This window comes from Acinetobacter sp. YH01005 (assembly GCF_013420465.1).
Taxonomy (GTDB): Bacteria; Pseudomonadota; Gammaproteobacteria; order Pseudomonadales; family Moraxellaceae; genus Acinetobacter; species Acinetobacter amyesii.
The window spans coordinates 65,930-80,009 of the sequence record NZ_VOYA01000011.1; the positions used below are offsets into that span (position 1 = coordinate 65,930).

At 41.4% G+C, this 14,080-nt stretch carries 9 protein-coding genes; all 9 read right to left on the reverse strand.

Annotation, left to right across the window (positions count from 1 at the left end; all coding sequences use genetic code 11):
• Window positions 1-132: 132 nt before the first annotated feature.
• The 9 genes from FTT72_RS09615 to secE all read right to left on the reverse strand — a co-directional run bounded on the left by FTT72_RS09615 (window position 133) and on the right by secE (window position 14,051).
• Complete coding sequence (locus FTT72_RS09615) at window positions 133-1,701, reverse strand: hypothetical protein (protein WP_180178282.1); 1,569 nt, start codon at window positions 1,699-1,701, stop codon at window positions 133-135.
• Between the two features lie 85 nt (window positions 1,702-1,786).
• Window positions 1,787-5,986, reverse strand: coding sequence for a DNA-directed RNA polymerase subunit beta' (gene rpoC, locus FTT72_RS09620; protein ID WP_180178283.1), 4,200 nt, complete (start codon window positions 5,984-5,986; stop codon window positions 1,787-1,789).
• Window positions 5,987-6,157: 171 nt separating this feature from the next.
• Window positions 6,158-10,246, reverse strand: coding sequence for a DNA-directed RNA polymerase subunit beta (gene rpoB / locus FTT72_RS09625; RefSeq protein ID WP_180002850.1), 4,089 nt, complete (start codon window positions 10,244-10,246; stop codon window positions 6,158-6,160).
• A gap of 304 nt (window positions 10,247-10,550) precedes the next feature.
• Window positions 10,551-10,922 (reverse strand): 50S ribosomal protein L7/L12, encoded by a 372-nt coding sequence (gene rplL, locus FTT72_RS09630; protein WP_078189828.1) that lies wholly within the window; start codon window positions 10,920-10,922, stop codon window positions 10,551-10,553.
• Between the two features lie 48 nt (window positions 10,923-10,970).
• Entirely contained in the window at window positions 10,971-11,477 is a 507-nt protein-coding gene (gene rplJ, locus FTT72_RS09635) for a 50S ribosomal protein L10 (RefSeq protein WP_078189829.1), read from the reverse strand.
• Window positions 11,478-11,826: 349 nt separating this feature from the next.
• Window positions 11,827-12,522, reverse strand: a complete 696-nt coding sequence (rplA, locus tag FTT72_RS09640) for a 50S ribosomal protein L1 (protein ID WP_078189830.1) — start codon at window positions 12,520-12,522, stop codon at window positions 11,827-11,829.
• Between the two features lie 3 nt (window positions 12,523-12,525).
• Window positions 12,526-12,954 (reverse strand): 50S ribosomal protein L11, encoded by a 429-nt coding sequence (rplK, locus tag FTT72_RS09645; RefSeq protein WP_004868049.1) that lies wholly within the window; start codon window positions 12,952-12,954, stop codon window positions 12,526-12,528.
• Window positions 12,955-13,069: 115 nt separating this feature from the next.
• The gene (nusG, locus tag FTT72_RS09650; protein ID WP_078189831.1) at window positions 13,070-13,603 is read right to left on the reverse strand and encodes a transcription termination/antitermination protein NusG; all 534 of its coding nucleotides are present in this window, start codon (window positions 13,601-13,603) and stop codon (window positions 13,070-13,072) included.
• A gap of 7 nt (window positions 13,604-13,610) precedes the next feature.
• Window positions 13,611-14,051 carry a preprotein translocase subunit SecE gene (gene secE / locus FTT72_RS09655; RefSeq protein ID WP_078189832.1) on the reverse strand — a complete coding sequence of 147 codons (441 nt, stop codon included), beginning with the start codon at window positions 14,049-14,051 and terminating at the stop codon, window positions 13,611-13,613.
• Window positions 14,052-14,080: the final 29 nt, after the last annotated feature.

Consider the following 14,080-nt stretch of genomic DNA (forward strand, 5'->3'; position numbering starts at 1 on the left):
TGTTTTAAATTTAAAAATCAAGAGATTTGTTATGTTCTATTTTTACTATAGGAAATAATTCGACATTTAGAAAGCTTTAATTTTCAAATAATCTGTATAAAAAAAGCCACCCGAAGGTGGCTCAATAAAGATTTAACGGAATGGATTTTGTGAAATTTTGACTTGCACACGTCCATTACTTTCTTTAGTGACTTTATGCTGACGCACGGTTTGACCATGCGCGCACAAATATTCCATAAAAGTTTTTTCGTCTTTTGCTTTGGGAGCAAGATAAATTTTTTCTACATGCTCCATAACTGAAGGTTCATAATCGATATAAATACGTTTAATTTCTTTGTCATATTTAACTAAAGGATTTTCCATTTTTGTTACATAGACGATTCGACATTCTTGCTCTTCTTTAAATGCCATATGTTTCATCAAATAGCGTAAAGGTAAAACAATTTCTGCTAGAAGTTCTTGTTCTTTTGAATTCATACCATCAAGATCAATCGCTTCGACTAATTTAGAAAGTTCTTCCAAACATTTTTTCACTCTTTTTTCAATATTTTTTATTCCATCCATGTGATTTACACCATGAATATACTCACCCCAATTTTGCTCAGCTTTTTTATTTTCTGCGTACCAAGGATATTTACCCTCTAATTTAAACTCTCGCCAAAAGCTCCATTTTTCACGTTGAGCAACCTTTACCAATCCTGAGGTAGGATCAAAGTAGATACAACGATACAAAGGCATAGCTGCCAGAGTATGATCCTCTTCCTTAACTTTATCTTGATTTAAAAGGGTTTCTTTTTCATAAATACGTGAAGTATTATGCTCTTTCGCAAAAAAGTCTCTATCTAAAACAAAACTTAAACCTGATGCTTCTTGCTGACCTTCTTTAGCATATAAACGGAACTGGTTTAGAGAATCATGATGTAAAGTAAAACAAGCAATAAATGCAGAATCTTGTGTTGTAATCTTTGGATATAAACATAATAAGTTATTGATCAACTGTCCTTCTTCGGGATCATTCATTAAATTAATTGTATTTAAACGCAGTTTTGATAGAGGCTGAAAAAAATTTTCATTCTCAACCTTAGAAAGTAATAATTTAGAAACCGTCAAATTTGTATAATGTGCAATAAGTTGTTCATATTTATTATTAACAAATAAAATTTTTAGGATCTCATTAACTTTTTCAAAAATCTCATAAAGCTGATTTTTAAATTGATTACCCTCTAGTTCAGCGATATTTTTTACAATATTGATTTGATAATTTTCTTTAAGATAAATTTCACTTTCTCTAGGAATATTGCCCCAATATTCAATTTGATTTTCTATTGAGTCTTCTAACATTCCTAATAAAAATTGAGCCTCCCCATAAATATTAGTACTATCTGATAAATTAATATTTTTTAAATACTTCACCTCCTTAGTAATAACATATATTTGTATCATAGCATCTGCATAAAATACGCCACTTTCACTTCGGGTAATACTTGAAAAAACTTTTACTGCATTTTGATTATCTTCTAATTCTTTCAGAATATGACCCAAAAGCCATTTTTTCCGCCGTAACAACCTCGTAACACTTTCATCTTCTTGATCATCTAATATGTTAATAGTTGAGATAATTTCTTTAGCTTTAATATAGTTATTTTCTGTATACGCGCCCATAGCCTTAGAAAAAATATCCCATGCATCAACAATATTCATTTAATTTTCCATTATGTAATTTCAAGGGATTATAAACAAAAAAAAGCCACCCGAAGGTGGCTTTTCTAAATCATTTAAGGGCTAATTAAAGACCGTTAAACTCATCACTGAATGCTTGACTTAAAGCTTGGTCAACATCAGAGAAATCATTGTGAAGCTCAAGCTCTGCAGCTTCAGACTCTTGACGACGACGTTCTAAGTGGTATGCCAAACCTGTACCCGCTGGGATCAGACGACCTACAACTACGTTTTCTTTCAGACCACGTAATTCATCTTCTTTACCTGTTACAGCAGCTTCAGTTAACACACGTGTTGTTTCCTGGAACGATGCAGCAGAAATAAACGAGTCAGTAGAAAGCGATGCTTTGGTGATACCCATCAATTGACGTTCATACTTCGCTGGGAACTTGTTCTGAGCTGCCACAGCTTGGTTTTCTTGAACAACGCGGATGTATTCCACTTGTTCGCCTTTGATGAAGCTTGTATCACCACCGTCAGTGATTTCAACTTTACGAAGCATTTGACGTACGATGACTTCAATATGCTTGTCGTTGATTTTTACACCTTGTAGACGGTATACGTCTTGAACTTCGTTCACGATGTAGTTTGTAAGCGCAACTTCGCCTTTCAAACGTAAGATGTCGTGTGGATTTTGCGGACCATCAGAAATGGTTTCACCACGGTTTACATGTTCGCCTTCGAACACGTTAATGGTACGCCATTTCGGAATTAACTCTTCGTAAATCTCAGAGCCATCATCCGGAGTAATCACAAGACGGTTCTTACCTTTGGTCTCTTTACCGAAGCTTACGATACCTGAAATTTCAGCAAGGATCGCGTGTTCTTTCGGTTTACGTGCTTCGAACAAGTCAGCTACGCGTGGAAGACCACCGGTAATATCACGAGTACGTGAAGATTCTTGTGGTACACGACCAATTACGTCACCGACGCCAATTGTTTCGCCATCGCGCACAGTCAGAATCGTGTTTTGTGGTAGGAAGTAGAACTGTTCGCCGCCATCTGTTGTATCCAATACAACAGCTGGACGCATATCTTTACCAGATGCTGGACGTGAAGTTACTGGAAGTACCTCAATAGTCGTCATACCTGTTGCATCATCAGTTTTCGATGTCACAGTTACGCCATCAGCGATTTGGCTGAAACGCACTTTACCTGCAACTTCGGTAACAAGTGGATGTGTATGCGGATCCCAAGTCGCTACGATACCGCCAGCTTCCACAGCTTCGCCATCTTTAATGATGATTGAAGCACCGTATGGAATTTTGTAACGTTCGCGTTCACGACCGATGTCATCTGCGATACCGATTTCACCTGAACGTGAAGTTGATACCAAGTGACCTTTAGCGTGTTGTACTGTTTTCACATTGTGGAAACGTACTGTACCTTTGTTACGAACTTGTACGCTGTTAGCAGCAGAAGTTCGGCTCGCAGCACCACCTACGTGGAACGTACGCATTGTTAACTGTGTACCTGGCTCGCCAATTGATTGAGCAGCCATTACACCCACAGATTCACCTGGATTCACCAAGTGACCGCGAGCAAGGTCACGACCGTAACATTTCGCACATACACCGAAAGTAGATTCACAGTTTACAACTGAACGTACTTTCACTTCATCGACACCTTGCTCTTCTAAGTAGTTTGCAAGTTTTTCGTCGATTAAAGTATTACGTGGAAGAATCACATCATCCGAACCTGGTTTCTTCGCATCTTCAGCAAGTACACGACCCAATACTCGAGTACCTAAGTTCTCGATGACATCGCCACCTTGAATGAACGGAGTCATTACAAGACCGTCGAAAGTACCACAATCTGGCTCAGTAATTACCAAGTCTTGTGCAACGTCAACCAAACGACGAGTCAAGTAACCTGAGTTCGCAGTTTTCAATGCAGTATCGGCCAAACCTTTACGTGCACCGTGTGTTGAAATGAAGTACTGAAGTACGGTCAAACCTTCACGGAAGTTCGCTTTAATTGGTGTTTCAATGATCGAACCATCTGGTTTCGCCATCAAACCACGCATACCCGCTAACTGACGAATCTGAGCTGCCGAACCACGGGCACCTGAGTCAGACATCATATAGATCGAGTTGAATGATTTTTGTTTCTCGTCTTCACCCTGTTTGTTTTTAACAGTTGTGAAAGACAAGTTGTCCATCATCGCTTTCGCTACTTGGTCGTTTGTACGTGCCCAAATATCGACAACTTTGTTATAACGTTCGCCGGCAGTTACGAAACCTTGCTCGAATTGTTGTTCAATTTCGCGAACTTCAACTTCAGCTTTTTCGATAATTGCTTGTTTTTGTGGCGGAATCAACATGTCTTCCATACCAACAGACACACCTGAGTGAGTCGCTTGACGGAAGCCCAAGTACATCAATTGGTCAGCGAAGATAACAGTATCTTTAAGACCTAATTTACGGTAGCAAGAGTTGATCAATTTAGAGATGTTCTTTTTCGTCATCTCAACGTTGATTTGTTGGAAATCCATACCTTCAGGTACAACTTCCCAAAGTAAACAACGACCTGGAGTTGTGTCTACAACAATGGTTTGTTGTTCACGGTTACCATTTTCGTCAATGACAGTTTGGTGTACACGTGCTTTTACGCGAGCGTGTAAATCAACTTGACCTGTTGCAAGTGCACGGTTTACTTCGTCAGTATCCGCAAACACCATGCCTTCACCTTTGGCATTGATCGCATCACGAGTGATGTAGTACAAGCCTAAGACAACGTCCTGAGAAGGTACGATGATTGGCTCACCGTTCGCAGGAGAAAGAATGTTGTTTGTTGACATCATTAACGCACGAGCTTCTAACTGAGCTTCAAGTGTTAATGGTACGTGTACCGCCATTTGGTCACCGTCGAAGTCGGCGTTAAATGCCGCACAAACTAACGGATGAAGACGGATTGCTTTACCTTCAATCAGGGTTGGTTCAAATGCTTGAAGACCCAAACGGTGAAGTGTAGGCGCACGGTTCAACATCACTGGATGTTGACGAATTACGTGAGCAAGTACATCCCAAACTTCTGGAGTTTCACGCTCAACCATTTTTTTCGCAGCTTTAATGGTTGTCGCTTGGCCAGACGCTTGTAGTTTCGCGAAAATGAATGGTTTGAATAATTCAAGCGCCATTTTTTTCGGAAGACCACATTGGTGCAGACGTAAAGTTGGACCTACAGTAATTACCGAACGACCAGAGTAATCGACACGTTTACCCAATAAGTTTTGACGGAAACGACCTTGTTTACCTTTGATCATGTCTGCCAAAGATTTAAGAGGACGTTTGTTCGAACCGGTAATTGCGCGACCACGACGACCGTTATCAAGCAATGCATCTACAGACTCTTGTAACATACGTTTTTCGTTACGTACGATAATGTCTGGTGCTGCAAGGTCTAGAAGACGCTTTAAACGGTTGTTACGGTTGATTACACGACGGTAAAGATCGTTCAAGTCAGAAGTCGCAAAACGACCACCTTCTAGAGGAACCAACGGACGAAGATCAGGTGGAAGTACTGGAAGTACATTCATCACCATCCATTCTGGCTTGTTGTTCGACTCTTTGAACGCTTCCATCAATTTCAGACGTTTAGAGGCTTTTTTAAGCTTCGTTTCTGAAGTTGTATTTGGAATTTCTTCACGAAGACGTGAAATTTCAGCTTCAAGATCGATGTCTTTCAACAAATCTTGAACTGCTTCTGCACCCATTTTCGCAGTGAATTCATCACCGTGTTCTTCTAAAGCCGTGAAGTATTCTTCATCGTTTAGAAGTTGGTATTTCTCAAGTGGAGTCATACCTGGGTCAGTTACAACGTATGATTCGAAATACAATACACGTTCGATATCACGTAAAGTCATGTCTAAAAGCAGACCAATACGGCTAGGAAGTGATTTTAAGAACCAAATATGCGCAACTGGAGAAGCAAGGTCAATATGACCCATACGCTCACGACGTACTTTTGCAGTTGTTACTTCAACGCCACATTTTTCACAAATGACGCCCTTGTATTTCATACGCTTGTATTTACCACACAAGCATTCGTAATCTTTTACTGGACCAAAGATTTTGGCACAGAATAAACCATCACGTTCAGGTTTGAACGTACGGTAGTTAATGGTTTCAGGCTTTTTAACTTCACCATGAGACCACGACTTAATCATTTCTGGTGACGCAAGACCAATACGGATGCGATCAAACTCTACAGGAGCATGACCGTCTGAATCCGTCTTTTTGCGCATGATATCGAGCAAGTCTTTCAATTTTTTTCTCCGTGTGTTGTGGAGATTTTCACTTCACAACTGGGTCACAAATATTGTTTTTTAACTGAACAATCCTCCCTCAGTCCCTCCTTTTTCTAAGGAGGGAAGCTCCTGCCCTTTCGAGTGGGAACTCCCCCTTTCGCAAAGGGGGCCGGGGGGATTAATGGTTACTTAGTCACCATTTTTCAGTTCAATGTTGATACCTAAAGAACGGATCTCTTTGGTCAATACGTTGAACGATTCAGGCATACCTGGGTCCATGTAATGGTTACCATCTACAATGTTCTTATAGATACGGGTACGACCTTCAACGTCATCCGACTTCACAGTAAGCATTTCTTGAAGTGTGTATGCTGCACCGTAAGCTTCGAGTGCCCATACTTCCATCTCACCGAAACGCTGACCACCGAATTGTGCTTTACCACCAAGCGGCTGTTGAGTTACTAGAGAGTAAGAACCAGTAGAACGCGCATGCATCTTGTCGTCTACCAAGTGGTTCAGTTTCAACATGTACATGTAACCTACAGTTACAGGACGGTCAAAACGTTCACCTGTACGACCATCATACAATACTGTTTGACCAGTACGTGAAATGCCACCAAGTTCTAACAATTCTTTGATTTGTGATTCTTCAGCACCATCAAATACTGGTGTTGCTAAAGGAACACCTTTACGCAAGTTACCTGAAAGCACCAAGATTTCTTCATCAGTCAAGCTATCAAGATCTTCTTGTTCGCCACCAACTTTGTTATAAATCTTGTCTAAGAAATCACGAAGCTCAAGTACAGTACGCTGCTCTTTCATCATCTTGTCGATTTGATCGCCAAGACCTTTAGCCGCCATACCCAAGTGAGTTTCAAGAATCTGACCCACGTTCATACGTGATGGCACACCCAGTGGGTTAAGTACAACATCAACTGGAACACCGTTTGCATCGTGTGGCATGTCTTCTACAGGTAAGATGTTAGATACAACACCTTTGTTACCGTGACGACCCGCCATTTTATCACCCGGTTGGATGCGACGTTTTACAGCCAAGTAAACTTTAACAACTTTCAATACGCCAGTTGTCAGTTCATCGCCTGTAGAAAGTTTGCGTTTTTTCTCTGCAAATTTCTCGTCAATTTCAAGGCTCTTCTCTTTCAAGAACACTTGAATTTGAGTTAAACGTTCAGCAATCGCTTCGTCGACTGGTTGGATTTCAATAAGATCAACCAACTCAAGACCAGACAATAACTCTTCAGTTAATTTGTCACCGCGTTTAGTTGTACCGCCACCGTTAGATTCTTGACCTTTCAATAGACGAACAATACGTTCACGAGCCGCTTCTTCGAAGATTTTGTATTCTTCTTTCAAGTCTTTACGGTAAGCATCAAGTTGTGCTTTCTCAATTGCTTGAGCACGTTCGTCTTTTTCAAGACCGTCACGTGTAAATACTTGAACGTCAATTACAGTACCTTTCACAGATGAAGATACACGTAATGAAGAGTCTTTTACGTCAGCCGCTTTTTCACCGAAGATTGCACGAAGCAATTTTTCTTCCGGAGTTAACTGAGTTTCACCTTTAGGCGTTACTTTACCTACAAGAATGTCACCAGCAGTTACTTCAGCACCGATATAAACGATACCTGATTCATCCAATTTAGAAAGTGCAGCTTCACCCACGTTCGGGATATCCGCTGTAATTTCTTCAGCACCCAATTTGGTATCACGTGCAACACATGAAAGCTCTTGGATGTGGATAGACGTTAAACGATCTTCTTGAAGTACACGCTCTGAAAGTAAGATCGAGTCTTCGTAGTTGTAACCGTTCCAAGTCATGAACGCTACACGCATGTTTTGACCCAATGCCAATTCACCGCCATCTGTTGATGGACCATCAGCAAGAACGTCACCACGTGCAACTTTATCACCTAAACGTACAACAACGTTTTGGTTGATACATGTATTTTGGTTCGAACGTGTGTATTTGATCAGGTTGTAGATATCTACACCTGCTTCGCCTGCCACCATCTCTTCTTCGTTTACACGAATAACGACACGAGAAGCATCAACGAATTCAATACGACCACCACGTTTCGCAAGTACACACACACCCGAGTCATGCGCTACGTTTGCTTCCATACCTGTACCAACAAGCGGTTTGTCAGCACGTAATGTAGGAACAGCCTGACGCTGCATGTTTGAACCCATCAATGCACGGTTGGCATCATCGTGTTCAAGGAACGGAATAAGTGATGCCGCTACAGATACAACCTGCTGAGCAGATACATCCATATGCGTTACTTTTTCTGGTGGAATACGTACGAATTCACCTTGGTGACGTACAGATACGAATTCTTCAGTTAAGTTACCGTCTTTATCGATACCAGAATCGGCCTGTGCAATCACAGTACCTACTTCTTCAATCGCAGAAAGGTATTCAACGTCATCCGTTACACGACCATCAACAACTTTACGGTATGGAGTTTCCAAGAAACCGAAGTTATTACATTTCGCATAAACAGAAAGTGAGTTGATCAAACCAATGTTTGGACCTTCAGGAGTCTCGATTGGACATACACGACCGTAGTGAGTTTGATGTACGTCACGTACTTCGAAGCCCGCACGTTCACGAGTCAAACCACCTGGGCCCAATGCTGATACACGACGTTTGTGTGTAATTTCAGACAACGGGTTGTTTTGGTCCATGAACTGAGACAACTGGCTTGAACCAAAGAATTCTTTGATTGCAGCAGCAACTGGTTTCGCATTGATTAAATCTTGCGGAGACAAGTTATCAGTTTCAGCTTGAGATAAACGTTCTTTAACAGCACGTTCAACACGAACTAGACCAACACGGAATTGGTTTTCTGTCATTTCACCAACAGAACGAACACGACGGTTACCCAAGTGATCGATATCGTCGACTTCACCTTTACCGTTACGGATTTCAACCAATGTTTTCAATACATCAGTGATGTCTTCGTTCGAAAGAATGCCTTCAACTTCACGAGACTTCTGATCCGTACCCACTTCGTAAGGACGACCCAAACGACGGTTGAACTTCATACGACCTACTGGTGATAAATCATAACGTTCAGAAGAGAAGAACAAGTTGTTGAATAAGTTTTCAGCAGCTTCTTTTGTTGGTGGCTCACCTGGACGCATCACTTTGTAGATTTCTACAAGTGCTTCTTCACGACCAGTTGTAGTATCTGCACGTAAAGAATCCGCAATGAATGGACCACGGTCGATATCATTGGTATAAAGTACGTTGAATTGTTTAACGCCGCCTTCAGCCAATTTCACCATAATTTCATGGCTAAGCACGGTATTTGCCGCAACAACTTCGCCATCACGTAACGTTACATCTTCAGCAACAATACGTTCATATAGGTATTCATCAGGAACAGAAAGTTTTTCAAGACCTGCTGCTTCCATTTGACGAACATGGCGCGCGTTAATACGTTTACCTTGTTCAACAATTGTTTTACCGTCTGTACCCACGATATCAAACTGTGCCATTTCGCCACGTAGACGTTCTGGAACCAAGTCAATTTGATAGCTACCCATATCAAGATATACAGGTACTTTTTCGTAGAACATGTCTAGGATTTGTTCGTTGTTATAACCCAAGGCACGAAGCACAACAGTCGCAAGTAATTTACGACGACGGTCAATACGAACATAGACAAGATCTTTTGCATCGAATTCAAAGTCTAACCATGAACCACGGTAAGGAATGATACGAGCAGAATAAAGAACTTTACCGCTAGAGTGAGTTTTGCCTTTATCGTGGTCAAAGAACACACCTGGTGAACGGTGTAATTGAGATACGATTACACGCTCAGTACCATTGATCACAAAGGTACCGTTGTCTGTCATAAGTGGCATTTCACCCATGTAGACTTCTTGCTCACGCACATCTTTGATTGTTTTAGTTTCGCGATCTTTAATGATCAGACGAATTTTTACACGCATTGGCGCCGCATAAGTTGAGCCACGAAGAATACATTCGCGCACATCAAATTCAGGCTTACCAAGACTATACTCAACAAATTCTAAAGCAGCATTGCCAGAATAACTTTCAATAGGAAAAACTGAACGAAATGCGGCTTGGAGACCGATATCTTCGCGGTTTTTTGGAGTTTTGCCGTCTTGAAGGAAAGTTCGGTACGAGTCGACTTGAATCGCGAGCAAGTACGGAACATCCATTACCTTGGGCAATTTACCAAAATTCTTACGGATCCGTTTCTTTTCGGTATATGAGTATGCCATCTGGAGTCCTCGGAAAGTAAACTAAGTCCGCCTGCAGAACGAACTTAGAAGGAATTACGCAGGCCGATATGGCCACCACTTTCACAAATGCTGCAATTTTTAGTGGTATTAAAACGCTTAACAATATTTTTTTACTGAAAAATATTGGTAAGCGTTTGGTTTTATAAATTATTTTTAATTTGTATGATTTTTATATCATGCAAACAAAAATCGAGCCGATAATTGTAACGCAAAAAGGCTGATGACCCAAGGGCCACCAGCCATTTTTTGGAGCCGATTATAAAAAAATCGACTCCCCTTAAGATTACTTAAGTGTAACTGTAGCACCAGCTTCTTCAAGTTTTTTCTTAAGTTCTTCGCCTTCTTCTTTAGAAACGCCTTCTTTAAGAACTGAAGGAGCGCTTTCAACAAGATCTTTAGCTTCTTTAAGACCAAGGCCAGTAGCTTCACGAACTGCTTTAATTACAGCAACTTTGTTAGCACCGAAAGAAGTCAACTCAACGTTGAATTCTGATTGTTCTTCAGCAGCAGCACCAGCAGCGCCAGGAGCAGCAGCAACTGCTACAGCAGCAGCAGATACGTTGAATTTTTCTTCGAAAGCAGAAATAAGTTCAACAAGTTCAAGAACAGTTTTTTCAGCAACTGCGTTTAAGATTTCTTCGTTTGTTAAAGCCATGAGAGTAACTCCAAATGGGTATTGAATGGTGTGTAAATTGATTTAAGCTTAAGCAGCTTCTGACTCGTTTTTCTCTTTGAGCGCTGTAATAAGGCGACCCAATTTCGAAATAGGAGCTTGAAGAACGCTTGCAAGCATAGTAAGCGCTTTCTCTTGGTTTGGAAGGTTCGCGATAACGCTAACTTCAGCACCTTGATAAACTTTACCGTCAAATGCAGCAGCTTTAAGTTCAAATGCTTTATTAGTTTTAGCAAATTCTTCGAACAAACGAGCAGCTGCGCCCATGTCGTCTTCAGAAGTTGAGAAAGCTAAGATTGTTGGGCCAACAAGGTTGTCGCTCAAGATATTGAATTGAGTATCTTGAAGAGCACGTTTAGCCAAAGTGTTACGAACTACGCGAGTAGCAACACCTAGTTTACGAGCTTCAACACGTAGAGCAGTTAATTGCTCAACAGTTAAACCTTGGTAGTCAGCAACAACAGCAGCATACGCAGTAGAAGCAACTTCAGTTACTTCAGCTACGATCTGTTTTTTGCCTTCGATAAGAAGAGCCATTGTAAAACCTCCTAACGGTGATTTATGCACCTATACAGATGCACTCCCAATTCGTTAGCTCATCACTGAACCAACACGCGGAGGAGGAACAAATCACACCACCGCGTCTACTCAGGCTGGGCTATTAAGAAGAGAGCATAAAACTCCCCTCGCCTGAGGTCTTTGACGCTGATAAATCTAAATTTATCAATTCAAAGTTTGCCTGAGGGGCGATCAGCAAAGCATGCTTTACCGACCCGCAAGATGAGAAGCTGTGCTTCGAATGAAGCTTAATTTCTATCTTGCGTAATATTTAAAGCAGCGCTTTAAATATTACTCAGGGCTTTAAAATTCTGTAATAAGTCGAAACTTATTTAGAAACGTTTGCTACATCAACAACAAGACCAGGACCCATAGTTGAGCTTAAAGTGATCTTTTGGATGTAAACACCTTTAGAAGTAGCAGGTTTTGCTTTCTTAAGGTCAGCTACAAGAGCTTCAACGTTTGAACGAACAGCTTCAGCAGTGAAACCTACTTGACCGATCGCAGCGTGGATAATACCAGCTTTGTCTACACGGTAACGTGCTTGACCAGCTTTCGCGTTTTTAACAGCAGAAGCTACGTCAGGAGTTACAGTACCCACTTTAGGGTTTGGCATTAAGCCACGTGGACCAAGAATCGTACCCAACTTACCAACAACGCGCATTGCATCCGGAGCTGCAATTACTACGTCAAAGTCAAGGTTACCCGCTTGGATGCTTTCAGCAAGATCATCAAAACCAACAACGTCCGCGCCTTCAGCTTTAGCAGCTTCAGCAGCAGCGCCTTGAGCAAACACAGCTACACGTACAGTTTTACCAGTACCTGCAGGAAGTGTAGTCGCGCCACGAACAACTTGGTCAGATTTACGAGGATCAACACCTAGGTTTACAGCAACATCCAAAGATTCTTTGAATTTTACTGCTGGAAGGCCGTTAAGAACTGCAACTGCTTCTTCCAAAGTGTAAACTTTGTTAGCTTCAACAGCAGCAACAATGGCTTTTTGACGTTTAGTTAATTTAGCCATGTCTTATAGCTCCACTTCCAAGCCCATAGAACGCGCAGAACCAGCAATGGTACGTACACGTGCGTCTAAATCAGCACCAGTAAGATCTGGTTCTTTAGTAGTCGCAATTTCTTCTAATTGAGCGCGAGTCAACTTACCAACTTTAGTCTTGTTAGGTACAGCTGAACCCTTTTGGATGCCCGCAGCTTTCTTAAGAAGAATCGCAGCAGGAGGAGTTTTCATGATGAATGTGAACGACTTGTCGTTGTACACAGTGATCACTACTGGAATTGGAAGACCAGCTTCAACTTTTTGTGTCGCAGCATTGAATTCTTTACAGAATGCCATGATGTTAACACCACGTTGACCTAGTGCAGGACCAATCGGTGGAGATGGATTTGCTTTACCAGCTGGAACTTGCAGCTTGATATAGCCGTCAATCTTCTTAGCCATTTCAATTACCTCTGGGTACTAACGCCGCTAGGCTCCCCATACATTTAAGTAACGATACCGTTACAACAACAATGCCCGACTCATAACAAATCGGGCGTTTATCAACCAAGTTAAATTAAACCGATTTTTCGACTTGGCGAAATTCCAGTTCAACTTGAGTTGGTCGATTAAATACATTAATCGTCAACGTTAAACGTGACTTATCGTATAGAACTTCTTCCACCACGCCTTTAAAGTCGGTGAATGGACCGTCAATTACGAGTAATTCTTCACCTGGTTCAAACATCGTCTTAGGACGAGGTGCTTCGCCAGTATTGCGTACACGTGCAAGAATCGCATCAGCTTCTTTTTGCGTAATTGGTGCAGGTTTTTCTGCAGTACCACCAATGAAACCTAATACTTTTGGACATTCTTTAACAATGTGCCAAGTTTCATCATTCATTTCCATTTCGACTAACACATAGCCTGGAAAGAATTTACGCTCAGATTTACGTTTCTTACCATCCTTCATTTCCACTACTTCTTCAGTAGGGACAAGGACTTCACCAAAGCTATCGGCTACAGCGCTACGCTGGATTCGATCATTAAGTGAGCGTAACACTTGTTTTTCATAGCCTGAATAGGCATGAATAATGTACCAACGTTTCATAGCTCTCTTACCCGATAATAAACTTCATTAACCAGCTCAAAGCATAGTCAAAGCACCATAATAAAATAGATGCCACTAAGACTACCGCAAGTACCTGCCAAGATGTGGTCATGGTCTCTTGCTTGGTTGGCCAAGTCACTCGACGTAACTCAATTCGAGCATCTTTCAACAATCGAACAAAGCCTTTGCCTTGATGGGTGGCGTATAATAAACCTAAAGCCACGATGATACAAGCCAAAATTACCCCAACACGGACCCAGACATCATTCGCTGGTGCCCAGTATGCTGGCAAATGTTGATTCACCATCATAGAACTACCGAGTAAAATCAACGCGATAACCCACAGAACATAGTCTAAAGGGGAACCAGAATTAACAACTTCAGCAGGATTATTTCTTTGAGGAATTGGCGCGTCGCTTAATGCGTCACGCGATTTATCATTCGACATTTTTGTACTCGTCGTAGGATTCGCGACTT

Excerpts from the sequence above, each read along its gene's own strand:
- FTT72_RS09615 (WP_180178282.1), bottom strand. The coding sequence starts at position 1,701 with ATGAATATTGTTGATGCATGGGATATTTTTTCTAAGGCTATGGGCGCG.
- rpoB (WP_180002850.1), bottom strand. The coding sequence starts at position 10,246 with ATGGCATACTCATATACCGAAAAGAAACGGATCCGTAAGAATTTTGGT.
- rplL (WP_078189828.1), bottom strand. The coding sequence starts at position 10,922 with ATGGCTTTAACAAACGAAGAAATCTTAAACGCAGTTGCTGAAAAAACT.
- rplJ (WP_078189829.1), bottom strand. The coding sequence starts at position 11,477 with ATGGCTCTTCTTATCGAAGGCAAAAAACAGATCGTAGCTGAAGTAACT.
- rplA (WP_078189830.1), bottom strand. The coding sequence starts at position 12,522 with ATGGCTAAATTAACTAAACGTCAAAAAGCCATTGTTGCTGCTGTTGAA.
- rplK (WP_004868049.1), bottom strand. The coding sequence starts at position 12,954 with ATGGCTAAGAAGATTGACGGCTATATCAAGCTGCAAGTTCCAGCTGGT.
- nusG (WP_078189831.1), bottom strand. The coding sequence starts at position 13,603 with ATGAAACGTTGGTACATTATTCATGCCTATTCAGGCTATGAAAAACAA.
- secE (WP_078189832.1), bottom strand. The coding sequence starts at position 14,051 with ATGTCGAATGATAAATCGCGTGACGCATTAAGCGACGCGCCAATTCCT.